23 protein-coding genes are annotated in these 24,601 nt (G+C 46.1%); 10 read left to right on the top strand and 13 right to left on the bottom strand.

Going from position 1 to position 24,601, the window contains the following annotated elements; all coding sequences use genetic code 11:
• Window positions 1–41: 41 nt before the first annotated feature.
• On the bottom strand, window positions 42–728 hold the full coding sequence (rpiA, locus tag ACFQU8_RS11130; protein ID WP_382359928.1) for a ribose-5-phosphate isomerase RpiA: 687 nt from the start codon (window positions 726–728) through the stop codon (window positions 42–44).
• A gap of 275 nt (window positions 729–1,003) precedes the next feature.
• Between rpiA and rfbA the strand changes: the two genes are divergently transcribed.
• From rfbA to ACFQU8_RS11095, 7 genes are read left to right on the top strand one after another with little or no spacing between them, the layout of a single operon-like run.
• Window positions 1,004–1,933 (top strand): glucose-1-phosphate thymidylyltransferase RfbA, encoded by a 930-nt coding sequence (gene rfbA / locus ACFQU8_RS11125; protein ID WP_382359925.1) that lies wholly within the window; start codon window positions 1,004–1,006, stop codon window positions 1,931–1,933.
• Window positions 1,926–2,939, top strand: a complete 1,014-nt coding sequence (gene rfbB / locus ACFQU8_RS11120; RefSeq protein WP_382359922.1) for a dTDP-glucose 4,6-dehydratase — start codon at window positions 1,926–1,928, stop codon at window positions 2,937–2,939. Before rfbA ends, rfbB begins: the two co-directional genes overlap by 8 nt.
• On the top strand, window positions 2,918–3,868 hold the full coding sequence (locus ACFQU8_RS11115) for a glycosyltransferase family 2 protein (RefSeq protein WP_382359919.1): 951 nt from the start codon (window positions 2,918–2,920) through the stop codon (window positions 3,866–3,868). The genes rfbB and ACFQU8_RS11115 overlap by 22 nt, the downstream gene beginning before the upstream one ends.
• Entirely contained in the window at window positions 3,846–4,547 is a 702-nt protein-coding gene (locus ACFQU8_RS11110; protein ID WP_382359916.1) for a GNAT family N-acetyltransferase, read from the top strand. Before ACFQU8_RS11115 ends, ACFQU8_RS11110 begins: the two co-directional genes overlap by 23 nt.
• Window positions 4,547–4,912 carry an EamA family transporter gene (locus ACFQU8_RS11105; protein WP_382359914.1) on the top strand — a complete coding sequence of 122 codons (366 nt, stop codon included), beginning with the start codon at window positions 4,547–4,549 and terminating at the stop codon, window positions 4,910–4,912. The genes ACFQU8_RS11110 and ACFQU8_RS11105 overlap by 1 nt, the downstream gene beginning before the upstream one ends.
• 9 nt (window positions 4,913–4,921) lie before the next feature.
• Complete coding sequence (gene rffA / locus ACFQU8_RS11100) at window positions 4,922–6,034, top strand: dTDP-4-amino-4,6-dideoxygalactose transaminase (RefSeq protein WP_382359911.1); 1,113 nt, start codon at window positions 4,922–4,924, stop codon at window positions 6,032–6,034.
• Entirely contained in the window at window positions 5,997–7,682 is a 1,686-nt protein-coding gene (locus tag ACFQU8_RS11095) for a DUF6044 family protein (protein ID WP_382359908.1), read from the top strand. Before rffA ends, ACFQU8_RS11095 begins: the two co-directional genes overlap by 38 nt.
• Before the next feature lie 37 nt (window positions 7,683–7,719).
• Here the strand turns inward: ACFQU8_RS11095 and ACFQU8_RS11090 are convergent, their stop codons facing one another.
• Window positions 7,720–8,172, bottom strand: coding sequence for a hypothetical protein (locus ACFQU8_RS11090; RefSeq protein ID WP_382359905.1), 453 nt, complete (start codon window positions 8,170–8,172; stop codon window positions 7,720–7,722).
• A gap of 185 nt (window positions 8,173–8,357) precedes the next feature.
• On the opposite strand from ACFQU8_RS11090, the gene ACFQU8_RS11085 reads away from it, so the two are divergent.
• Window positions 8,358–9,191 (top strand): YitT family protein, encoded by an 834-nt coding sequence (locus tag ACFQU8_RS11085; RefSeq protein WP_382359902.1) that lies wholly within the window; start codon window positions 8,358–8,360, stop codon window positions 9,189–9,191.
• Window positions 9,192–9,265: 74 nt separating this feature from the next.
• Here the strand turns inward: ACFQU8_RS11085 and ACFQU8_RS11080 are convergent, their stop codons facing one another.
• From ACFQU8_RS11080 to gabT, 8 genes are all read right to left on the bottom strand, one after another.
• On the bottom strand, window positions 9,266–10,831 hold the full coding sequence (locus ACFQU8_RS11080; protein ID WP_382359899.1) for an AbgT family transporter: 1,566 nt from the start codon (window positions 10,829–10,831) through the stop codon (window positions 9,266–9,268).
• 103 nt (window positions 10,832–10,934) lie between these two features.
• Window positions 10,935–11,765 (bottom strand): aldo/keto reductase, encoded by an 831-nt coding sequence (locus ACFQU8_RS11075; RefSeq protein WP_382359896.1) that lies wholly within the window; start codon window positions 11,763–11,765, stop codon window positions 10,935–10,937.
• Window positions 11,766–11,917: 152 nt separating this feature from the next.
• The gene (gene alr, locus ACFQU8_RS11070; protein WP_382359893.1) at window positions 11,918–13,012 is read right to left on the bottom strand and encodes an alanine racemase; all 1,095 of its coding nucleotides are present in this window, start codon (window positions 13,010–13,012) and stop codon (window positions 11,918–11,920) included.
• Between the two features lie 91 nt (window positions 13,013–13,103).
• A complete protein-coding gene (gene dat, locus ACFQU8_RS11065; RefSeq protein WP_382359890.1) occupies window positions 13,104–13,940 on the bottom strand; it encodes a D-amino-acid transaminase in 837 nt (278 codons plus the stop codon).
• Window positions 13,941–13,959: 19 nt separating this feature from the next.
• Window positions 13,960–14,946 carry a pyridoxal-phosphate dependent enzyme gene (locus ACFQU8_RS11060; protein WP_382359887.1) on the bottom strand — a complete coding sequence of 329 codons (987 nt, stop codon included), beginning with the start codon at window positions 14,944–14,946 and terminating at the stop codon, window positions 13,960–13,962.
• 49 nt (window positions 14,947–14,995) lie between these two features.
• The gene (locus ACFQU8_RS11055) at window positions 14,996–16,219 is read right to left on the bottom strand and encodes a M20 metallopeptidase family protein (RefSeq protein ID WP_382359885.1); all 1,224 of its coding nucleotides are present in this window, start codon (window positions 16,217–16,219) and stop codon (window positions 14,996–14,998) included.
• A gap of 104 nt (window positions 16,220–16,323) precedes the next feature.
• On the bottom strand, window positions 16,324–17,766 hold the full coding sequence (locus tag ACFQU8_RS11050) for an NAD-dependent succinate-semialdehyde dehydrogenase (protein WP_382359882.1): 1,443 nt from the start codon (window positions 17,764–17,766) through the stop codon (window positions 16,324–16,326).
• A 30-nt stretch (window positions 17,767–17,796) separates the two neighbouring features.
• Window positions 17,797–19,152 carry a 4-aminobutyrate--2-oxoglutarate transaminase gene (gene gabT / locus ACFQU8_RS11045; protein ID WP_382359879.1) on the bottom strand — a complete coding sequence of 452 codons (1,356 nt, stop codon included), beginning with the start codon at window positions 19,150–19,152 and terminating at the stop codon, window positions 17,797–17,799.
• A 253-nt stretch (window positions 19,153–19,405) separates the two neighbouring features.
• Between gabT and ACFQU8_RS11040 the strand changes: the two genes are divergently transcribed.
• Window positions 19,406–20,386, top strand: a complete 981-nt coding sequence (locus ACFQU8_RS11040; protein ID WP_382359876.1) for a 2-hydroxyacid dehydrogenase — start codon at window positions 19,406–19,408, stop codon at window positions 20,384–20,386.
• Between the two features lie 62 nt (window positions 20,387–20,448).
• On the opposite strand, the gene ACFQU8_RS11035 is transcribed toward ACFQU8_RS11040, so the two are convergent.
• Window positions 20,449–21,636, bottom strand: a complete 1,188-nt coding sequence (locus ACFQU8_RS11035) for a M24 family metallopeptidase (RefSeq protein ID WP_382359873.1) — start codon at window positions 21,634–21,636, stop codon at window positions 20,449–20,451.
• A 409-nt stretch (window positions 21,637–22,045) separates the two neighbouring features.
• Here ACFQU8_RS11035 and ACFQU8_RS11030 point away from each other — a divergent pair, with 409 nt between their 5' ends.
• On the top strand, window positions 22,046–22,492 hold the full coding sequence (locus ACFQU8_RS11030) for a flavodoxin domain-containing protein (protein WP_382359870.1): 447 nt from the start codon (window positions 22,046–22,048) through the stop codon (window positions 22,490–22,492).
• A gap of 206 nt (window positions 22,493–22,698) precedes the next feature.
• Here ACFQU8_RS11030 and ACFQU8_RS11025 read toward each other — a convergent pair whose 3' ends face one another.
• Together ACFQU8_RS11025 and ACFQU8_RS11020 are read right to left on the bottom strand one after the other, a co-directional pair.
• Window positions 22,699–23,409: a ferredoxin--NADP reductase gene (locus ACFQU8_RS11025; protein ID WP_382359867.1), complete on the bottom strand. Its 711-nt coding sequence runs from the start codon at window positions 23,407–23,409 to the stop codon at window positions 22,699–22,701.
• A 79-nt stretch (window positions 23,410–23,488) separates the two neighbouring features.
• On the bottom strand, window positions 23,489–24,481 hold the full coding sequence (locus ACFQU8_RS11020) for a sodium:calcium antiporter (protein WP_382359864.1): 993 nt from the start codon (window positions 24,479–24,481) through the stop codon (window positions 23,489–23,491).
• Between the last annotated feature and the right edge of the window lie 120 nt (window positions 24,482–24,601).

The raw sequence follows: 24,601 nt of genomic DNA, 5'->3' as shown, positions 1-24,601 counted from the left end.
TTAATCACAAAAACATACTGTTATTGATACGACCAGTCATATCATGATGAATGGCCAAATGTCTCAGTCCGGTCAGGATAACCGACAATGACATTGTTAGCCATATCCGTGAACAAGCCTGTCTCCACAACACCTGTCAGCTGATTGATTTGTTTTTCTAAAGCTCGTGGCTCTCGAATAGTGCCGAAATGACAATCAACGATATAATTGCCATTATCTGAGACAAATAACTCACCAGCATCATTTCGGCGGGCAACCGGCTCCACACCAGTCTCAGTGATCCTTTCAGCGGTCGTCTCCCACCCAAATGGGACAACCTCAATTGGCAGCGGAAAAGCTCCTAATTGGGACACCGTTTTGGATTCATCAATAATCACGATCAGGCTGTTTGCGGAGGCGGCAATAATTTTTTCGCGCACGAGGGCACCGCCTCCTCCTTTGACCAGCTGCCACTGGGGGTCAACCTCATCCGCTCCGTCAATGGCCAAATCGAGTCTTTTAACGTGCGCAAAATCCGTCAGCGGCACACCAAATGCCTCAGCCCATCCCTTTGTCTGCTGAGACGATGGCACACCCTTGACATCCAGGCCATTTGCTGCACGCTCACCGAGTTGTTTGAGCATCCAGTACACTGTTGAACCTGAACCTAACCCAACTGTCATACCATTCTGAATCAAATCCACCGATGATTCCCCTGCATTTTTTTTGGCATGATCCTGATCTTTCATACTAACAATCGCTCCTTTAGTTGGTCATCAACTGGTATATGTTCTATGTCTATTTCATCATGTTGAACGACCTTTGTCACGTGATTGTTATCTTTCGCACGCTGTAACGTTCTGCAGCACAATACGGTCTTTCAAATGACGAATCCCAGCGAAAATTCACAAAGTAACTGAAATGGTTTTGTAAGACTATATACATCACAAAAAGGCAATACTATGGTCAGAATTTGTATCGAGTCTGAAACATCTTAAGAAGAATTAAAACAGGAGGGATACAAATGAAAGGCATTATTCTCGCGGGCGGTAGTGGCACAAGACTTGCTCCAAGTACGATCAGCGTCAATAAACATTTACTGCCAGTTTATGATAAACCAATGATTTATTATCCATTGTCTGTGCTGATGCTTGGCGGCATAAAAGACATTATGATTATAAGCAGCCCGAACAATATCCCCCGCTTTCAGGAGCTGCTCGGGGACGGGTCAGCCTTTGGCATCAAATTGCAGTATAAGGAACAGACAAACCCCAACGGCATTCCGGATGCGTTTATATTGGCTGAAGATTTTATTGGTTATGACGATGTCACATTAATTTTAGGTGATAACTTATTCTACGGACAGGGTTTCACCACCCTTTTCCGAAGAGCTCTCAAACAGCACCAGCATGCCACTATCTTTGGCTATCGTGTGAAAGACCCAGAACGGTTCGGTGTGGTTGATTTTGATGATAAGCAAAAAGTAACGTCACTCGAAGAAAAACCAAGAGAACCGAACTCCGATTTTGCGGTTACAGGCTTATATATTTATGACTGCCGTGCTGTCCAGATCGCTAAAGGTCTGTCCCGTTCGGATCGCGGTGAAACAGAAATCACGGATCTCAACCGGGAATATCTGAAAAACAATCAGCTTGATGCACAGCTGTTAGGACGTGGATTGGCCTGGATGGATGCTGGCACACATGACGCTCTGTTTGAAGCAACTGAATTTATCAAGGTCACACAGCGCCAGGGTTTTAAAATTGCCTGTCTGGAAGAAATCGCTTATTACATGGGTTATATAAGCCGGCAAACCCTGCATCAAAAAGGCACCCGTATGAAAAAGACCGATTATGGACAATACTTAATGGAAATCGCCAATCGCAAACATACAAAACAATATTGGAATACCCTTGATAAAAATCCAATGCTGGAGCTGGTACAAAATGAGTAAAACCCTGCTGGTGACAGGCGGAGCGGGATTTATAGCTTCCAATTTCATTCACTATCTCAGACAACACTACCCTGACTACCATATTGTTAATGTCGATAACATGACTTACGCCGGATCTGTAACGAATTTAAAGGCTATCGACGCAGAGAACAACTATGACTTTATCGAGGGAGATATCGCCGACGAACAACTCATGAATGCTATTTTTTCGGATTATGATATCAATGGCGTCATCCATTTTGCTGCTGAGTCCCATGTTGATCGTTCCATTAGCGATGTAAAAACATTTATTGAATCCAATGTGCTTGGCACGGCCGTTTTGCTGCAGGCGGCCCGGGAAGCTTGGACAAAGGCGGGAGAAGTGGACAAACGCCGGTTCCACCACGTCTCTACCGATGAAGTATACGGAGCGCTTGACCTGGATGAGCAAGTGACCTTTAATGAACAAACACCGCTTGATCCGCGCAACCCTTACAGTGCCTCGAAAGCCGGGGCCGATATGCTGGTGAGAAGCTTTGGCTTGACGTATGGTATGGATGTGGTTATTTCCAGTTCCTCCAATAATTACGGACCTGGGCAGCATGCGGAAAAATTGATCCCCACTGTGATTACAAAAGCCCTGGCCTCGAAACCGGTGCCTATTTATGGTGATGGTCAGAATGTGCGTGACTGGCTGTATGTCATGGATCATTGCGAGGCACTTGACTTAGTTTTTCATAGCGGTAAGACTTTAGAGAAATACAATGTCGGCGGCGGCAATGAACAAACGAATCTTGCATTAGCCAAGATGATTTGTGAACTGGTTGATGCATTCAAGCCTGGGATACATAGCTGCCAGGATCTGATCACGTTTACTGGAGACCGGGCGGGACATGACCGCCGCTATGCCATCGATGACCGTAAAATCAAGCACGCATTGGGCTGGCAGCCGTCGACATCGTTTAAGACAGGGCTTTATAACACAGTGAAATGGTATGTTGATCAGTGGGAACACGTGACACGCTAATATCGATTGTCGTGCCGGTATATGGCTGCCGCACCTGTCTGGAAGAGCTCTGCAGGCGGATTATCAAAACGGTTGAAGCCATCCCGGCCGAAATGGAGATCATTTTAGTGAATGACGCCAGCCCCGATCATGCCTGGGAAACGATTCAAGAACTGCATACACAGGACAGCCGGATTAAAGGCATCGACTTCGCCCGCAATTTCGGTCAGCACCATGCTATCACAGCCGGACTTGATTATGCAGAGGGGGATTGGGTGGTAGTCATAGACTGTGACCTGCAGGACCGGCCGGAAGAAATTCAGACATTATATAACAAAGCTCTGGAAGGTTATGAAGTCGTCTTCGGGAAGCGAGTCCACCGGCAGGATAAATGGCTTAAACGCAAACTGTCGCAAGTCTTTTACAAGATCTATGACTACTTCAGCGGCAAATCGACGGACCATACGATCGCTAATTTCAGCATCAGTCAAAAGAAGGTTATCCGGGCTTTCCAGCAATTGCGCGAACAAAACCGATTCTTTCCGATATTCATTCAATGGATGGGCTATAAAACCCAGTCTGTAGCCGTGGAACACAATGCCAGAAAAGAAGGCAAAACTTCCTATAATCTGGGAAAGCTGGTCACTCTGGCAACAGATGCCATCGTATCACAGTCCAATAAACCGCTTAGACTCTCGATTCAATTCGGCTTTTTATTAGCACTCGCCTCGCTGATCTATGGCTTGTATTTAATCGCTGGCTACTTTTTTCTCAACCAGCCTGTGCAGGGCTGGACAAGTGTGATGGTATCCATTTATTTCATTGGCGGCATGACCTTTTTTAATTTTGGTATCCTGGGCTTGTATATTGGAAAAATCTTTAATGAAACCAAGGGCAGGCCCCTTTATTTGATCCGGAAAACAACAGATGACACTGACCATACGAGGTGATTATATCACATATTTACGCGAAACACCTTGGGACAAACGCAATTTCGGCGTGAATACATATGAAGTAACAGACATAGGCAAAGAAGCTCTTGAGGAGACAGATGCCTATGAGGGGCATTTTACGATTAAGGTGGATCCACTGGAAAATCCTGAGCCCCTGTTAAGACACGGCTTCTACTATGTTGATACATTAATTGAACCAGTTTGCCAGCGCGACAACCTGCAAGTGTTTGAAGATAATCATGTCCGGATTACGAAAGATTATAATCCCAGCGCGATCCTGGCGATTGCTGAGGAGGCCTTTACACTGGGACGTTTTCACCGTGATTTCCATATACCAGATGCTTTAGCTGATAAGCGCTATAAAAACTGGGTAGATGATTTGCAGCAAAGCGGCAAACTATTCGCCTTGACATACGATAGTGACACAGTTGGTTTCTATGGATTTTCAGACAATAAAGTGCTGCTTCTTGGCGTTCGCAAAGACTATCGCGGACAGGGCTTCGCAAAACGTTTCACCAGTTTGAGCTGCCGTGAACACTTCAAGGCCGGTTATGAGGAACTGCAAACATCGGTTTCAGCGGTGAACGCACCCTCTCTGAATCTGTTTTACACACTCGGCTTCCGGCTCAGGGGTGCAGTGGATGTCTATCACAAATTGAATGGCGCGTTTGCATGATGGGCTATGTCTATATTTTCGGAACGATTGTATTTACCGTCTATGGTCAGCTCGTATTGAAGTGGCAAATGGATCAGGCAGGCGCGCTTCCGGCGGGTCTGTGGGATAAATTGCTGTTTCTGCTGCAGCAATTTCTGAATCCATGGATCGTATCCGGTTTTGCGGCTGCTCTTCTGGCGGCATTATGCTGGATGGCCGCTATGACGAAATTCAATATCAGCTACGCCTATCCTTTTATGAGTTTTTCGTTTGTGCTGGTTTTTCTGCTCTCGGCCTTTCTGTTCGGTGATCCAATAACCGTGCAAAAGGTACTCGGACTGGCACTTATTATCGCTGGTCTTGTTGTCACGAGCCAATCTTTGTGAGGTGCTAACATGCTGGATTTTAACAAACCGTGCCATATTGGAAAGGAAGAAGATGCTGTACGGGAGGCTATAATGAATCAGAAACTATCCGGTAATGGGCCGTTCAGTGACGAATGCACGAATTGGCTGGAAACCTATTTGAATTGTCACAGAGCCATTCTCACACCATCCTGCACAGCTGCACTGGAGATGACCGCTCTTCTCACAGAGGCTGGACCCGGTGATGACATTGTAATGCCTTCCTATACGTTCGTGACAACTGCGAATGCTTTTGTGTTGCGAGGCGCGTCCATCCGTTTCGCAGACGTTGATCCAGCGACGATGAATCTCTCGCCAGAAGCTGTTGAACAGGCCATCACCCCTGAAACAAAGGTAATTGTTGTCGTCCATTACGCCGGCATCAGCTCTGATATGGATGCCATAATGGAAATAGCCCGGCATTACCGACTCTGGGTGGTTGAGGATGCTGCTCAGGCCTTGACGAGTACATATAAAGGCAAAGCTCTCGGTACAATTGGTCATATGGGCACATTCAGCTTTCATGAAACGAAAAATATCACCTGCGGGGAAGGCGGTGCCCTGATTGTCAACGATTCAAGCCTTGCCGAGCGGGCGGAGATCCTCCAGGAAAAAGGAACCGATCGAAAACAATTTGCCAGAGGTATGGTGGACAAATATACGTGGCGTGATGTCGGCTCCTCATTTTTATTAAGTGAATTGAATGCCGCCTATTTATCTGTCCAGCTGGAGCATGCCGGCGCCATCATGACTGACAGAATGCGCACATGGCAGGCTTATAACCAGGCTCTCAAGACTATACCGGACCTGACACTGCCCGCTGTTCCAGAAGCATGTGAGCATAATGCGCACATGTTCTACATTAAAACGGAGCGCCGTTCGGAACTTCAGACGCATTTAAAAAATCAGGGCATTACAGCAGCCACCCACTATGTACCGTTGCACACGTCTCCTGCCGGGAGGCGATTTGGCGAATTTGCGGGCACAGACAATTATACCACAGCTGAAAGTGATAAATTGCTCCGTTTGCCCCTGTATCATGGAATGAACGAAAAGGATGTTGACCATGTCATCAGTCATGTTAAAGGTTTTTTCACGGTATAAACACATTCTGATAGCCTGTATTGTGATAGTTCTATATCTCTCCCCTTACTACATTCTGGGTGAGGATACACACATACGTGTGCATGATAATCTGGATTCCAATATTGTCTGGTACAAATTACTGGCTGAAAGCGGTCAGTTTTTCTCCTTGTCGGAACTGCCAGCTATTATTGACGGCCTGCCCCGGAGCGCACTTCCTTCCCCATTCGATATGATGGTCTGGTTTTATGTGTTGTTTAAACCCATGACCGCCTACATCATTGGGCAGACGATCATGCGCTTTGCTGCTTTTGGGGGAATGTATCTGCTGCTGCAGCGCTTTATCGGCTCAAAATGGATTGTAACCGGAGTTGCTTTGGCGTTTGCGCTTTTGCCGTTCTGGCCGTCAGGAATGCTGTCCATCGCAGGTCTTCCGCTTGCACTGCATGCGTTTCTGGCCATCCGGCGCCATAGATGGCAAACACCCTGGTATCATTGGCTCGTCCTGACGATCATTCCGTTTTTATCCAGTTTTATTTTGACATTTGTCTTTTTCCTTGGCTTAATGGGGGTTTTATGGCTTATAGACTGGATTCGTTTCCACAAGAGCAACTGGGCCTTGTTCACAGGCATTGCCGGCATGACAAGTATCTATTTAATCAAAAATTACATGCTGATTTATGCCATGTTTATCAATGCGGACTTCACGTCGCAGCGGGAAGCGCTTAACTTGGGCCATAAAGATCTGCCGGGGACTATGGAGCTTTTTCTTGAAAATTTCCTGACCGGACATACACATGATATGGCTGTTCATACAGAGATTATATTGCCCGTCATCGGCGCTGCTTTAATCGTGGCTCTTTACCGGCGGATTAATCCGAAATGGCTGATAGCGCTCGTCCTGGCGAATGCCCTTTTGTCCTTATGGTATGCGTTCTGGTATTGGGGCGGGATGCGTGTGATCAAAGACAGTTTCTCACTCGCTAATGAATTCAACTTCAGCCGGATTCATTTTCTGCATCCCGTGATCTTCTATATCTGCTTCGCTCTGGCACTCTGGCTGTTATGGAAGCATCTGCGGTTCGGTAAGGTGATTGTCATCGCCATCATGACCGTCCAGCTGTTCAATGTCTTTTCGTTAGATGAAGAACTGAAATACGGGGATATTGGCACGCCAACATTTGCAGAATTTTATTCGGCGGATTTGTTTGACTCAATTGCCAGTTATATTGGAAAAGATCAGGCAGACTACCGTGTTGTGAGCATTGGCCTGCATCCAACAATCGCCCAATACAATGGCTTTTACACACTCGACACATACAACAACAGCTACCCGCTTAACTATAAACGACAATTCCGGCGAATCATTGCACCAGAGCTTGCCAAGGATTCATCGCTGGAGCAATATTTCGACGATTGGGGCGGCCGATTGTATATGTATACAGCCGAGTTGGGAAAACACTACCTTTTCACCAAAAAGAGCGATGCCGAACTTGACCATTTAGACATTAACACAGACGCACTCGCACGGCTGGGTGGTGATTATGTGCTGTCAGCAGTGCCGATTAAAAACCACAACCAGAATAAGCTGGCATTTGAACAGGCATTTGAAAACAGCCAGTCACCCTTTAAAATTTATTTATATCGTGTGGAAGCAGCACCCCAATAGGCGTTATTTCAATCATAGCGCCTATTCTTAAAACGCATTACTGTTTATAGTTCCATAGAATCATCCATTGATCGCCCATTTCGGCCGCAAACGCATTCTGAACGACCGTTACATTCCCGTATTTTCCGGCATAGTGCATCCTTACAGGCACTTGATAGACAACCTCGATCGTTTCGGCATCGTCATCCGGCTTCCAGTTTTCCTGTTTGACAGCTTCACCAGTGCTGAAGGAGAATGTATCCACCTCAAAGTGACTTGCGAATACACCGGCACGATCCTGCAAATACCGCGCTTTTGCATACCGCGCTTTCATATACGGATGAAACATCGCCCACGATTTTTCGAAATTGCCATTTTGCTCATATGTGTAAAATGCCGCCACTGCTTCAATCGCCTGGTCCTCAGGTGACGGCCGGAAAACAGACAGCAGCACAAAGCTCAAGATCCCCGTTATGATAACGCCTGCAAGCAGCACGATGACTTTTTGCATAGTGACCCCTCCAGCATGATGCCTGTATTAGTCTATTCGCACCACCTTTCAATCAGTACCCAGCACTTCTCTGTAACACGTACAAAATAGCACGCATTAACGTATCCCTGAGTTCTCAAAGCACGCAGCTTTCGTTATAATAGAAGCCATGCCGCGATAATCACGTTGGAAATGGAGGATTGACTATGAAACAAACAACGAAAGATCTGCTTTTAATTATAATCGGCTCATTCATCTTTGCGATCAGTGTTAATTTCTTTATCATTCCTAACCATTTATCAGAAGGCGGCGTCATCGGGGTTTCCATTGTAGCCCATTATTTATTCAACTGGCCTTCTGGTGTCGTTAACTTTGTACTGAATGCTATTCTCGTCGTCATCGGCTACAGATTCTTTGATAAACGTTTCACCGCATATACGGTTACAGCTATTATTCTTTCATCGATTTTTCTGGATTTAACAGCATCGTGGGGATATAAAATTAATGATGATACGCTGCTGGCGGCCTTGTTCGCCGGTTTGGGCATTGGTCTGGGGCTTGGTCTGATTTTCCGTACGGGCGGAACATCAAGCGGCTCATCCATCCTCGCTCGAATGGGCAATCGGCTGTTTGGCTGGACAATTGGTCAAGGCATGCTGTTTATTGATATTGCAGTCATTGCAGGCTCGGCATTTATCATTGGACAGGAACGCGCCATGTATACACTTGTCGCAGTCTATATTGAAGCAAAAATTATTGATATGGTTGTTGAAGGTGCCAACGAACGGACAGCTGCCATTATTATTTCCAGTTATCCGGACCATGTGCTGGACGCTGTCACACAGAAAATGTCACGCGGTATTACCGTTCTGGAGGGAAAAGGAGGCTACACAAATGCACAGCAGGATGTCTTGTATCTGGTTATCAATAAGCAGGAAATCGTACCATTCAGAAGAATCATTACAGACATTGATCCAGATGCTTACGTCACCGTTCATCCCGTCCAGGAAATTTTCCGGACAGGTTATAAAGGCCGCTAGACTATGAACGATTGATATCTCAAATACTCAGAGATTTAAAAAGTCCTTCCACAATAAGTGAAAGGACTTTTTTGCTAGCTGCCATATTCAATTGGCGCTCCAGGTCCGAGTGGAATACCAAGCAGCATCCAGATAACCAGAATAATGGTCCACCCGATAAGGAAATATAGTGAGTATGGCAGCATAACCGAAATCATAGTTCCAATACCCATTTTCTTATCATATTTTTGCGCAAAAGCAATAATAACAGCAAAGTAAGTCATCAGCGGTGTAATAATATTCGTGGCAGAGTCGGCGACACGATAGGCCATTTGTGTAATTTCCGGTGAATAACCGAGCTGCATCATAATCGGCACAAATATCGGAGCCATCATAGCCCATTTAGCTGATGCACTGCCAATGAACAAGTTAATAAAGGCCGCTATTAAAACAAACAGAAGGATGAGCGGTATACCTGTCAGATTAATACTGTCGAGAACTTTCGCCCCGTAAACACCCAGAACAGTTCCCATGTTGGATTCCTTAAAGAAAGCAACAAATTGACCGGCTGTAAACGCCAGAACAATAAACATAGCCATTGAAGCCATCGTATCAGTCAATTGCCCAGCAACATCTTTATCATTGCGGATAACCTTCGTGACAATGCCATACACGAGACCTGGTATAAAAAACAGAATCGCAATAATCGGCACTAGTGAATCCATAAATGGCGACTGGACAATCCGGTCCATTGCACTGCCTTCTGTACCGCGTAACGGAGCATTTTCCGGCAGAACAAGCAATGCCGCCATAATAAGTCCAATGACTAAAGAAATCGCTGCCCAGATAAGGCCTTTCTTTTCAATGGGTTTAAGATTTTGCAGATTCTCATCATCATCTGCTTCCGCTGTGTCCGCGTCCTCACCTTTATAGGAACCTAAACGCGGAACAACAATTCGCTCGGTCACCCAGGTCCCGATGCCTGTCAGCACAAACACAGAAGCTGCAATAAAGAACCAATTCATAAGGATATTCATTGTTTCAGCATAACCGGGGTCAATAGCTGAGGCAGCATCAATCGTCAATTCTCCTAGTAACACGTCTGTACCAGAAACTACAAGATTCGCACTGAATCCGGCCGATACACCCGCAAATGCAGCAGCAAGACCGGCCAGCGGATGCCGCCCCAATCCAGCAAAAATCAAAGCACCCAGCGGCGGCAGAACAACATACCCAGCATCTGATGCAACACTTGACATAACACCGGCAAAAACCAGCCCGACTGTTATGAAACGTGTCGGAACAGCCAATACAAATCCGCGCAATATAGCACTGATCAGGCCGGTCCGTTCAGCCACACCAATCCCAAGCATCGTTACTAGCACAACGCCAAGCGGCGCAAACTCAACGAAGTTTTCGGTTATATGACCAAAAATGTATTTAAGGCCCTCAGCGTTCAGCAAGTTTTTAATCTCAACCATTTTGCCTGCTTCACCAGGGTGCTCAACACTGATCCCCAGAGGCTGTAAAGCAGCGGACAAAATAAGCACCAATCCAGCTAAAATAGCGAATAGAGTAATTGGATGCGGCAACTTGTTACCGATGCGTTCAATCCCATCTAAAAATCGTTGAAAGACCCCTTTCCGCCTTTTCCATCTCACACATCTCTCCCTGTTGTCCTGTAAATTTACTCAGATAAACGACTATTCTTTTACACAGTGCTTTAAATTATAAAGCATTGTATGATTCCTTTAAATCACTATACTAGGATGGATCAAAACTGTCAGGATTCTTGCCCGTTCGGTCATTTTGATTCAAACTGTCGATCTTTTGCATGTCCTCATTTGCAAGTGCAAAATCAAAAATAGATGCATTTTCTTTTATCCGTTCATCATGTGTGGATTTCGGAATCGTGACAACATGATTTTGCACATCCCAGCGCAGAATGATTTGGGCGGGGGTCTTGCCATATTTTTCAGCCAGATCATTAATGCTGGGATCATCCAGCAGCCGGCCCTTTTTCAGCGGCGACCAGGCTTCAAGCTGGATATTTTCCTGCTCACAAAACACACGCAAAGATTCCTGCGTTAGATGGGGATGATATTCAACTTGATCAATCACTGGTTTGACGCGAGTATTCGCCATCAGACGCTGTAAATGATGCACATGAAAATTACTTACACCAATTGCTCGGACACGTCCTTCTTCATAAAGCTTTTCCATCGCTTGCCATGTTTCCAAATATGTATCGCTTACAGGCCAATGAATCAGGTACAGATCGAGATAATCCAGCCCCAGTTTAGCCAGACTGTTTTCAAATGCCTCTAACGTATTATGATACCCCTGCTCATCGTTCCAGACTTTTGATGTGACAAAAATAGACTCTCTTGAAATACCAGATTCCTTAATACCTCGCCCGACACCTGCCTCATTGTCATAATAAGAGGCTGTATCGATACTGCGATAGCCGTTTTTTAGAGCAGCTTTTACTGAGTCAGCCGCAGTCTGTTCGTCAACTTTATAAACTCCTAGTCCAAACCCAGGCATTGTCACGCCATTATTTAAGGTAACTGTATCCTGCAGATGATCGATCATAAGCTCCTCCTTATTTAGTATTACTCAAACCATCATTATACAGGACATAGTGCTGACAATACAAAAAACTGTATTTTTCGCAGACATAAAATCAGCAAACCTGCTCTTTTGCATAGAGGGATGCAAGTTTGCTGATCGCTGCGCCGCTTCACTTATTTATAAATTCTTGGGACCCGCTCCGTCAAACTTGCCAATACATCGTCAACATTGCCATTTATCCAATTTGCTGTCTCACGCGCTGAAATCACATCGTTTCCCTGACGGCCAATAATAACAACCTCATCCCCTGGTTTGACATTTGATATGTGGGTGACGTTAATCATGGTCTGATCCAGTGAGATGGCCCCTGTCGGAGAAGCCCGCTGACCATGGATCAGCATCTCCCCCTCTCTGGCCAATCCTCTTGGGTAGCCATCACCCAAACCTATGGGTACAACAGCTATTGTTTCATAGTCTGAGGTGACATAAGCATCGCCGTAACCAACCGGTGTATCCGGCGAAAGGTCACGCACATGTAAAACGCGGGACCGCAGTGTTAGAACCGGCCGCAGAGAAACCATTTGTCGCTGGCGGCGTTCAGGCGGATAACCGAATAGCGCAATACCAGGTCTGACCATATCCAAATGCATATCCTGTCGTTCTATTGCAATGGTAGAAGCACCGGCATGACGGATGGGAAAATGACAACCTTTCTGAGAAAAGTATGATATCGTTTTCATAAACCTGGAAAACTGCTGTTTTGTTGTGAGCCAGTCTCCTTCATCAGCATTAGAAAAATGCGTATAAACTCCTTCCCAATTTAAACGCGGCAAATCATAACATGCACGGCAAAATACGGCTGCCTGACCCGGATTAATACCGAAGCGATGAAGACCCGTATCAATTTTTAAATGGACAGTGACATTTTTCGCCTGTCTGACAGCTTCCCGGCTCAGGGTGTCAGCCATATTTTCCGATGAAACCGGAACAATTAAATCATGAAGGACGGCCTCAGATGCCTGATTCGGCATAATAGAACTGAGCAAATGAATGGGAACACGAATGCCCTCTTCCCGCAGTCGCGTCCCCTCTTCAACCGTCGATACTCCCAAACGATCCGCACCTGCCTCAACGGCTGCACGTCCGATTTCAGCCACACCATGACCATAGGCGTTTGTCTTAATGACCGCCATGAACAGACGGCTATGTGCCATGTTTTTCAACGTCTGTACATTGTCCTGAAATGCCGTCAGATCAACTTCTGCCACAGTCGAACCGGATAATGCTTCGGGTGTCAGAACACATCCCTCCTCATGAAGCCATCATGATGTGACCGGTTCTAAATGTATTAAATGCTTTTTAATCATGTTGATAAAGTAAGCGAAATGCCTGTAAGATTTGTTTGGTTACAGAACCCGGCTGGCCATCATAAATCATGTTATCGCCAACTTGTAAAATCGGAATAATATCCAGTTTCGTCGCAGAAATGAATACTTCATCAGCCTCCAGCAAATCACTAACAGTAAATGCTTCTTCATGGACCTTAATCGATAACGTTTCACATAATTCGATGATTTTTCGCCGTGTGATGCCGTTTAAAATGTATTGATCAGCGGGATGGGTGTAAAGATGACCTTTTTTAACGATAAACACATTGGATGCACTAGCTTCCGTCACCGTGTCGCCGCGATGCAGAATAGCTTCCACAGCATGATTTTCAACAGCCTTCTGTTTAGCCAGCACATTTGGTAAGAGATTAAGCGTTTTGATATCACAGCGCAGCCAGCGTATATCGTCCATTAATATAGCTGTCCCGCCCTGATCTTCAAGTGCTGTGGGTCGTTTCTCCTCTCGTGTATAGGCAACTATGACAGGCGGCACAAGAGAACTCGGAAATTCATGATCCCTTGAAGCAATGCCTCTCGATACTTGCAAGTAAATGATTCCTTCTTGAAGCGCATTGGCCTTAACCAGCTGTTCCAGATCAGATCTCAGATCATTCATGTCTTTCGGCAATGACAGCCGCAGTTCGCGGGCACTTCTCTGGAGACGCTCCATGTGTTCTGCCATCATAAGCGGCTCTCCGTCATAGACGCCGATCACTTCATACACCCCATCGCCGAATTGATAACCACGGTCTTCAATATCAATAACAGGAGCCCGCTCCATAAGTTTTCCATTATACAACATTTGCATAGCAAAACCTCCCCATCACTTACACATTATCATTGTCAAACGGGTTATTAAGGGACGTCATAGTCATCGGGTCGACGTTGCACCCGCTGACGACAACTACTGCATGAGAGCCGAGCTGAACCCGGTTATCTAAAATAGCACCAATACCTGAGGCGGCTGCTCCTTCCACAACCATACGCTCCTGCTCCAGCATAAACACCATGCCGCGAGCAATCGAATCGTCATCAAGCAACAGAATGTCATCAACATATTGCTTCACCATGGCCATGGTGTAATGGTTGTCGCGTCCAATACCGCCCAACAGACTGTCAGCCAGTGTATTCTGTTCTGTCACCGTCACGGGTTCTCCCTGCTTAATGCTTTCATACATAGCAGGGCCTCTAATGGTGGAAATTCCGGTAATCCGAATATTCGGATCAGCTGTCTTCAGCGCAACACCCAAGCCTGCGTGCAGACCGCCTCCGGATAGGCCGCCGATAACCGTATCCACTTCCGGCATTTCTTCCAGAATTTCAAGACCTATGGTGCCCTGCCCAGCAATTACCAATCCATCGTCAAACGGATGGATTAATGTGAGTCCGTGCTCTTTCGCAAGCTGATACCCCCTATTCTCAGCATCGTCCTGCGAATTACCACTCATTTCGATTTGTGCACCAAAACGTTTCAACGTTTCTATTTTCGTTTGTGGCACCCAGCGGGAAATGCAGATTACAGCATTGATATGAAGTTTTTTAGCCATATAGGCGACACTTAAACCAAAATTACCTGTCGAAAAGGTTACGACACCTCGTTTTTGTTCCTGTGATGGTAGATTCAGCATTTTATTAGCTGCGCCTCTTATTTTGAAGGAATAGGCGGGATGAAGATTTTCCAGTTTTAGATGGACGGGGCTGCCCGCAGTTTCAGATAGTGGCTTAGAGTAGATTAATGGTGATTTAGTAACCCATGGAGCAATCCGGTTTTTCGCCTTCCAGACATCCCGCTGGGTAACGGAATGTGATGTCAAGTGAAGCCCCCTTTGTTTTGTTGATCATGATTAAAACGTTGCGGCCATATCAGTCACCCTGGTGCTTAAATTCACCTGATTGCAAAAAGTGTTCAACCGTTTGTGTTAAAATACTGACACCGATCGGCAGGATATTTTCATCAATATCAAAATTTGGTGTATGCAGATCACGCGTTTTCCCGTCACCAACGGCACAGCCCAGAAAAAACATGGCCCCTGGAACGGCCCGGGTCATATGGGCAAAATCCTCCCCGCCCATCCCAAACGGCTGGTTCAATACATTAAAACCAGGGTGATTGTCATTCAGTGCTTGCCGAATGAACTGATTCACGTCCGGATAATTGTAGAGCACGGGATCCTCAGGCTCAATTGACAGTTTATAATCGCCACCTAAAGATCCAGCAAGAGCAAAGGCCTTTTCCAGCTCTGCATGCATCCGTTTACGAACATCCGTATCATAGCTGCGGATGGTTCCCTTGACAGATACCTCTGACGGAATGACATTGCTGGCAAAACCACCCTCGATCTGTCCTATGCTGATGACAGCTGAGTCGAGCGGTGACACCCGCCTGCCGGTAATCCCGTACAAGGTCTGCAATACAGGCCCGAGCATCCAGACAGGATCTGCCGCCAAGTGCGGATAAGCTCCGTGACCCCCCGTTGCCAAGACACTCGCTTCAAACACATCGACATTAGCCATGCTATAGCCGTCATGCACTTTAACAGTCTCCACAGGGTCTTCCGGACTCATGTGCAATGCGAGCACAGCATCCACATCTTCGAGCACACCTGCTTCAATCATATAGGGCGCCCCAGTGGAACCTTGTTCATCCGATGCTTCTTCCGCCGGCTGAAACAAAAACTTAACTGTCCCGTTCAGCTGACCGTCCTGAAAAAGATCACTGAGAACAGTGGCAGCACCCAGCCCAATAGCCGAATGAGCATCATGGCCGCAAGCATGCATGACGCCATCATGAACGGAACGATAAACACATGTATTGGTCTCCTGAATAGGAAGCGCATCCATATCTGCCCGTATGGCAATGACAGGCCCTGCGCCGGATGAAATCTGCCCCATAACCGCAGTTGAATAACCGACATTAGTCTCAACCTGCATTCCCGGAATTTGACGCAGTGTATCAGCTATCAATTGGGATGTCTCTGTTTCCTGAAAACTTAGTTCGGGATATTGGTGAAAGTGACGCCGCCAGTCTATCAGGCGGCCAGCTAATGCGCGGGCCTTTGTCTCGACAGCCGAATCTTTCGCCGCCACGTCATCCCTCCTCGACTGCCATTTTCCTGTGTGTTTATGTGTTAATGAAGTGGAACCGGAACGAACCGATTCCACTTATCACAAACTTAGAAGTTATTCACATGTTAATCCATAGCGATTGAAACATATTGTGATTCAACATATTCCTCAATGCCTTCATGACCGCCTTCACGGCCAATTCCGCTTTGCTTCATGCCACCAAATGGCACTTGGGCTGCTGATGGGCCGCCATCATTCCAGCCAACAATACCAAAGTCCAGATTTTCAATCAGCTGCATGCCCCGGGAAACATCATTGGTGAACACATAAGCAGCCAGACCATATGGCGTATCATTGGCCAGTTTTGCCGCTTCAGCATCACTTGTGATCTTTTCGACAGGTGTAACAGGCCCGAATGTCTCTTCCTGCATAACAACCATCGATTGATCCACGTCCTTAACCACGGTTGGCTGATAAAACACACCGTCATTTTCATGAAGCGCGTCGCCGCCCGTTACGACAGTCGCACCCTTGGATGCCGCATCATCCACATGGTGTTTCACCTTATCCAGGCCATCCTGATTAATCAACGGCCCTATATCAACCGACTCATCAGTGCCATTGCCGACTTTAAGTTTCTGGACTTCTTTCGAAAGTTTATCAACATAGTCATCGTAGACACCTTCCTGAACATAGATCCGGTTGGCACAAATGCAAGTCTGGCCGGCATTGCGGAACTTGGACTGAACCGTGCCTTTAACCGCCTGGTCGATATCCGCATCATCAAGGACAACGAGCGGTGCATGGCCGCCAAGCTCCAGCGATAATTTTTTCACTTGATCAGCGCTTTGTTTAATCAGGGTTTTGCCGACTTCAGTTGATCCTGTGAACGTCACTTTGCGGACTTTACTGTTTTCCATGACTGTTTTGGCAAATTTTGACGACGATCCCGTCATTAAATTGACAACGCCTTTCGGAAAGCCTGCCTCTTCACACAGTTCCATCAGCTTCACTGCCGTTAATGGGCTCTCGCTCGACGGCTTCATAATCACGGTGCACCCTGAGGCCAGCGCCGGTCCCATTTTACGTGTCAGCATCGCAGCTGGAAAATTCCATGGTGTAATAGCCGCTACCACGCCGACCGGTTTTTTCCATACTTGCAGGCGCTTGCCTGGTGTGTGTGTCGGAACCGTATCACCGTAAACGCGCTTGCCTTCTTCTGCAAACCACTCAATAAACGAAGCGGCATACTTAACCTCGCCGCGTGACTCATCGATAGGCTTACCCATCTCGGCGGTCATGGTCTGAGCAAGATCTTCCAGGTTATCATGCATGAGCTGAAACAATTTCTTTAAATAACCAGCACGCTCATGAGACGACCGCTCTGACCATGTCTGAAAGGCATCATAAGCTGCATCAATGGCCTGTTCCGTCTCGTTTTCACCACCGTATGGCACCTTGCCGACCGTTTCATTCGTTGCTGGATTCACGACTCCAAGCGTATCAAGATCGCCGCCAGTCCATTCGCCATTAATGTTCATTAAATAACTGTCTGTTTTTATTGCCATGTTCATCACTCCTTTATTAGATTGCGTTGTTTAGTTAACTTTTTCGCCGACAACGGACGCCTCAATGGCCTCCTCCAGAATCTCAAGCCCCTCATCCAGCTGATCATCCGTAATGACAAGCGGCATGAGAAAACGAACAACATTATCATACACACCCGCATTTAAGGCAATCAATCCGCGCTCGCGTGCTTGCTGCAGCACCTTGCCGACCATGTCTTTGTCCGGTTCTTTTGTGCTGCGGTCCTTCACAAATTCAAGGGCACACATAGCGCCAATGCCGCGATAATCACCGATAATATCGAACTTATCATAAAGCTGTTCAAACTTTTTCATAATCCTGTCACCGATAATAACCGCACGATCGTTCAATTTTTCCTTTTCCATAATATCCAGCACTGCCAGACCAGCGCGGCAGCCCATAGGTGTGCCACAGTACGTGCCCCCAAGTTCACCTGGGTTTGCATCATCCATGATCTGCTGCCGCCCGATAATGCCGCTGATCGGCAGTCCGGCTGCCATGGATTTGGAGACAGTTACCAGATCTGGTTCGACGTCAAAATGCTCCATCGCAAAATAGTTGCCCGTTCGGCCGAATCCCGTCTGAATTTCGTCAGCGATAAACAGAATGCCATGCTGCTTACATAAGTCATATACCCCTTTTACGAACTTTTTATTCGGGATAATAAAACCACTTTCACCCTGAACTGGTTCCATTATAAAGGCTGCGACCTGACTCGGGTCAATTTCCGTAATAAAAAAATCCCGTACCCGTTCCAGAAGCAAATCCGTATACGCTTCTTCACTCATCCCGTCCGGACGGCGATAATTGTACGGAAACGGAGCATGATAGACTTCTGGCGCAAACGGACCATATTCATACTTGTAGGGTTTAACCTTGCCAGTCATCGCCATCGTAAGAAGCGTCCGCCCGTGAAAACCGCCTGACAATGATACAACAGCCTGCCGTCCTGTATACTTGCGGGCAATCTTAACAGCATTTTCATTGGCCTCTGCACCACTGTTTAAAAACATTGTCTTTTTAGGAAAGCTGCCCGGGGCAAGATCAGCCAATTTTTCAGCGAGTTCAATATAAGAATCATACATCATGACGTTGAACCCGGTATGGATGTATCGCGGCGCCTGATCCTGCAAAGCATTTACAACCGTGTCATGACTGTGACCGACATTATTGACACCGATCGCGCCAGCAAAGTCGATAAATTGATTCCCGTCAATATCCTGAATCAATGCTCCCTTGGCAGATTCAACAAATGCCGGCGTGCCGTAACTGACACCATGCGGCACGGCACCATGCCTGCGCTCTAGCCATTCTTTTGCCTTAGGACCCGGCAGTGATGTCTTAACACTGGCAAACTGTTTATGCATTGTGATACCTCCCCTTACAAGTGTTCGAAAATAGTTTTTGCATCTTCCCCCATTCACTATATGCGTACGCTTCACACTTTATTCGAGACACTGCATCACCGCGTAACACTATTTCGGACTTTATGTTACAGTAATCTGAATTATACCGGACGTATTATTATTAAATTTTTGCCAAAACATTGACGATTGTTCTGTTTCCGTCTATGTTTGCAGTAAATGTGTTCCCTGCATCCAGGGGGATAGGAGGAATCTAGTGAAGAAAAAAATTATCGCCTATAATCGTGTCGAAAAGCCTGTTCTGGAAAAGTTACAGCAGTCATATGATGCCCGCTTTTTTCAAAACGCCGACACAAAACATGATCCGGCTTTTTTAACTGCTTTGCGTGAAGCAGAGGGCATTATTGGTCTTGATTTGCCGGTTGACGCAGACTTGCTGGCCCATGCCCACAAATTAAAAGTCATCAGCAATGTCTCCGTCGGCTACGACAATTTAGATCTCGACGCTATGAGCAGGCACGGTGTTATGGGGACCAATACACCTGGCGTATTAGACGATACAGTAGCCGATGCCATTTTCGGCATTCTGATTGCTGCGGCCCGGCGGATTCCAGAGCTCGACCAATTCGTCAAAAATGGCAAGTGGCAATCCGCGGCCATCGATAATGACCATTTTGGCCACAATGTTCATCATAAAACACTCGGCATCATTGGCATGGGCCGAATCGGAAAAGCAATTGCCAAACGAGGGTATTTCGGATTTGACATGCCCATTTTATACCACACCCGGAGCCCAAAACCGGATGCTGAAGAAGCATTTGCTGCGGAATACTGTTCACTGGAAACATTGCTCCAGGAATCAGATTTCGTCTGCTTAATGGCACCGCTCACCCCAGAGACGGAGGGGTTGATCGGGAAGCGCGAGTTCCAGCTGATGAAGTCATCTGCCATCTTTATTAATGGCTCCCGCGGCCCGACGGTGATCGAACAGGATCTGGTCGATGCCTTAAAGAACAACGACATAACCGCCGCTGGTCTGGATGTTTTTAGCCAGGAGCCAGTCGAGCCTGACCACCCGCTGCTGAACATGACACAAGTCGTGACGACACCGCATATTGGTTCGTCCACGCACGAGACAGAGGAAAAAATGTCAGAACTGGCCGCAAAAAATTTGGAATCCGGTCTGAATGGTGAAAAACCTGTGAATTTAATTAATCCGGAAGCGTGGAAATTCTAAAATCCTGAACAGTTTAAGCCGTCCTCGGCATACTTGGTGGAGGGCGGCTTTTTTATACGTCTTTATGCCAAGCGGATATTGGGCTTCACCTGCAGTTCACGCGGATAATCCGCAAGAATGTCACACCCATCTTCCGTCACGCGGAATGATTCACTAATTTCGACTCCCATATTGTCCATCCAGATACCAGGGATCAAATGAAATGTCATATTCGGCTCCAGCACTGTACGATCATTCGGGCGGAGACTCGCTGTATGCTCTCCCCAGTCAGGCGGATAATTCAGGCCAACTGAATAACCCATACGCGATTCTTTTTTAATACCGCTCTGTTCGATAACGCCACGCCAGACGCTTTCCAGCTCCTCACACGTCACGCCTGGTCTGACTGCATCCAATGTCGTATTAATGCCTTCAAGCACCACATCCGAAACGTATTGCATCTGCTGTGATGGCTTTCCAATCACTGCTGTCCGGGCAAGCGGTGAATGATAACGTTTATAGCAGCCGGCTAATTCAATAATGGCTGGATCACCATCGTTAAACCGCTCCTCAGTCCATGTCAAATGTGAAGCAGATGTTTTCTCGCCCGTTGGAAGCAGCGGCACGATAGCTGGATAATCACCGCCGAAGTCTTCCGTCCCTGTAATTTGAGCATGTGATATGCCAGCAACAACATCACATTGCCGCACACCTTCATTCATTGTGTCAAATGCCGCTTGCATCGCTTTTTCTGAAATACGGGCCGCCTGTTTTATATAGGTGATTTCCTGTTCTGATTTTATAATCCGAAGCCAGTTGACCAGATTTGTTCCATCTTTAAACCTTGCATTCGGCAACCCCTTCGTTAGCTGTAAATAACTTTTGGCCGTAAAATAATAGGCATCCATTTCCAAAGCAATTGTCTGATTTTCCCACCCTTTTTTCTTTAATAAATCACATACAAAATCCATTGGGTGCTTGCTGTCTGACTGTACATAATCATCAGCATATGGAACTATGCAGTCCTCACTGATCCAGGTTGTGTGCCACGCCGCTTGGGCATCTTGACCGCGGCCGACCCAAATTGGCTGTTCTTCTTCCAAATGAACAATGAGCATTTGCTGGACATAAAATGACCATGCGTCATAACCGCTTAAATAATTCATATTCGCCGGATCCGTTACAAACAGCAAATCCACCTCGGCCTCAGCCATCCGCTGCTTTGTCTTCAGCAAGCGTTCCCGATACTCGGAAATTGAGAATGTTAACATGCCTTATCCCTCCCCGCTAATGTCTCCGGATAAAATCATGAAAACGCTTACCATTTCATACGACATAATTTGTTGAGAATAAGTCCCTATACTACCACCCCTTATGAAAAGACGCACGCTTTTAGAACGCCGGAAGATGACACGGTGATAGACAAACTGTCGATTACTGACAGTTTGTTACCAACAGTCTATTCATTATTTAACTGAATGTTAACTATTTTTAAATAATGAATTATGCCTTGATACATACTTATGTGGATAAATGGCATTAATCAGGTAACTATAATCGTTGAGGGATGATTTAGCATAATATGAGCTCCGGGAAATTTCACAGCTTATTAAGTTGAAAACTGTTCTCATTAGAAGGTATAATATAATGTGGTCAAGCAAATAAAGGAGTTGGTTTTCAATGGCAAATGTCCTCATAATATGTGCCAGTCTGACGGGCAGTACAGAAATCATGGCAGAAGAAATGACTGAACATCTGCAGGGACTGGGTCATGACGTAACATTCAAATCATTTGATCTCGACCCAATAGAGGCCTCACGTCTGCAGGAATTTGACTGTATCATGTTTGGCTCCTATTCATGGGATGATGATATTCCATTTGAAGTGGAAGATTTTTATGATGATATGGAAGACGTTGATCTGACAGGTAAGCGTGTCGGAGCATTCGGCTCATGCGATGCGTATTATGATATCTACGGCCCTGCAATCGATACACTCGCAACAAGAGCTTCTGAACAAAACGCAACCGTTTATAAAGAAAAGTTCAAGTTTGAACTGGAACCGGATGATCAGGACATTGAGTACGGCGAAAAATTTGCGGAAGCCGTCGTAAACCAAGAGACATAAACATACTTAGCAAAAAGCGCGAATCCATCTATAGCTGGATTCGCGCTTTTTATACAAGTGAGCTTGTATTGATAACAAACATTATGTTAAAGATTGCACTGTTTATGGCGCTGTTAAGAACCAACGCAATTAGACAGCCAAAAAGTTAAACCATCTAGCACAGGCGTATGCTCTCATAGACCATGTCCCTGGCAGGTCACGCAAGACTAATAGCCGCCAAACTCTTCAGCTCGGATATTGTCCTCATTCGCGCCTGCTTCAACCAGCATATCATACATCGCATTAACCATTCCTGGCGGCCCGGAGAGATAATAGATCGGTTTACTCACATCGGATACATACCGTTTCAGCATATCCGCATCGATATGCCCGCTCTCACCGTCCCATTCAGAATCAGCCTGTGTCATAACTGGGACGAACGTGAAATTCGGATTTTCTTTCTCGAATTCCCGCAGGTCAGACATAAACGGTGCATCCTCTGGCTTGCTGTTTGAAAACAGCAAAGTCATATCGTGTGATGTCTCTTGTTTTGTTGCCTCACCAATCATACTCCGAATTGGCGTTATGCCAATACCGCCAATCAGGAAAACAGCTGGCGTTGATTCGGTCTTGTGCAGCGTGAAATGGCCATTCGGACCATCAAATTCAACCTCATCGCCCTCAGAGAGTTTGGATAACTCCCGTTTAAAAGCTGAATCACGCATACGAGTAGCGGTCACCAGCTCATTTTCTGAAGGTGCATAAACGAACGAGAAAGGCCGGGTATTTCCTTCTTCATCCGTCTCATCCGGATTTATTAAAGTAAAATCACCCAATTGGCCTGCTTTGAATTCAAATCCTTCAGGCATTTCCCAGTGGAAAGCCATGGTATCTTCAGCTACTTCTTCTTTCCAACGTAATTTAATTCGTTCAGCCATTGTCTTCAGCTCCTTATCGTCAATAATGTTGCACTTATATCATGTATTCCCTTGCAATCCTGCAGTTAAACCTGATTTTTTAGCCTTTTAATACAAGATACTGAACCAGAAAGTAGCCCACCACCATTATCACCGAAGGATTGCTGTAGGCAGTCAGCGATTTCGTTTGCTGCCGCATGAACGACCAGATGATAATAGCTGCCAGGAAAGAACCGCCAGCAGCCGACACTATGTGAGAAGCGCTGACATCAGTTAAAATGGCACCATCCTGATAGACAAAGTCTGATAAAGCGAGAATCACCATATTCAGCATATTACTGCCAAGAATAGCACCTATCGCCAAATTAACATTTTTCAGCCGTAATGCCGAAAAAACTGACACTGCTTCCGGAAGTGACGTAGCCGCCGCAACCAGAAAACTGCCTATGAAACTGGAGCCAAGCCCCGTTACATCAGCAATCTCATCGCCGGTTATCGAAAGCAATGTACCTGACCCTAAAATAATCACAGCTGTCAGGATAAAACCAATTATCGCAAATTTCACCGGAATAGAAGCAGTCTTAGCCGCTGTGTCCTTTGCATCTTTCACCGTCTCAGTGCGGGTTTGCGGCGATGGCATTTGACTGATGATTATCATGCCAGCAATATAGGCCGCTAAAATCAGCCAAGCATCCACCCCGCCTCCCAACAGGGTATAACCTGGTCTGAACAGCAGAGCAGTTAACACAAGCAACATGAGAAATAGACCTAAAAACGCCGTATACTTATGATTCCTGTTAGCAAGGTAAAACAGTTTGTGCCGCCTGTAAAACAGGTCCAGTACAGCCAATATAAATATATTAAACAAATTAGAACCAAGCATATTGCCAATTGCAATATCACTATTAGCAATCACAACTGCTGAGAAACTTGTCGTCAGTTCCGGGAGTGATGTCGCACCTGCAAGCAGAACCGTTCCGACAAGCATCCCGCCCATTCGTGTTTTACTGCTGATAACATCAGCATATTGTGATAGTTTTATGGCAGTTAAAACGGTTATCGCCGCTGCTAAACCAAACCAGACAAATACCACGTCTACAACTCCTTTACAATAGCCAGCTGTCCATTAGTAAATATAAGCTGTTTATTTATAATCGATTATCAGGTAAAAGATGAGGCGTGTCCAGAAGAAACCATGGTTGATTTTAACAAA

Origin of the sequence: Lentibacillus kimchii (genome assembly GCF_042666895.1) — a bacterium.
GTDB classification, from domain to species: Bacteria; Bacillota; Bacilli; order Bacillales; family Amphibacillaceae; genus Lentibacillus; species Lentibacillus kimchii.
This window is presented reverse-complemented; position numbering and strand designations above follow the sequence as displayed.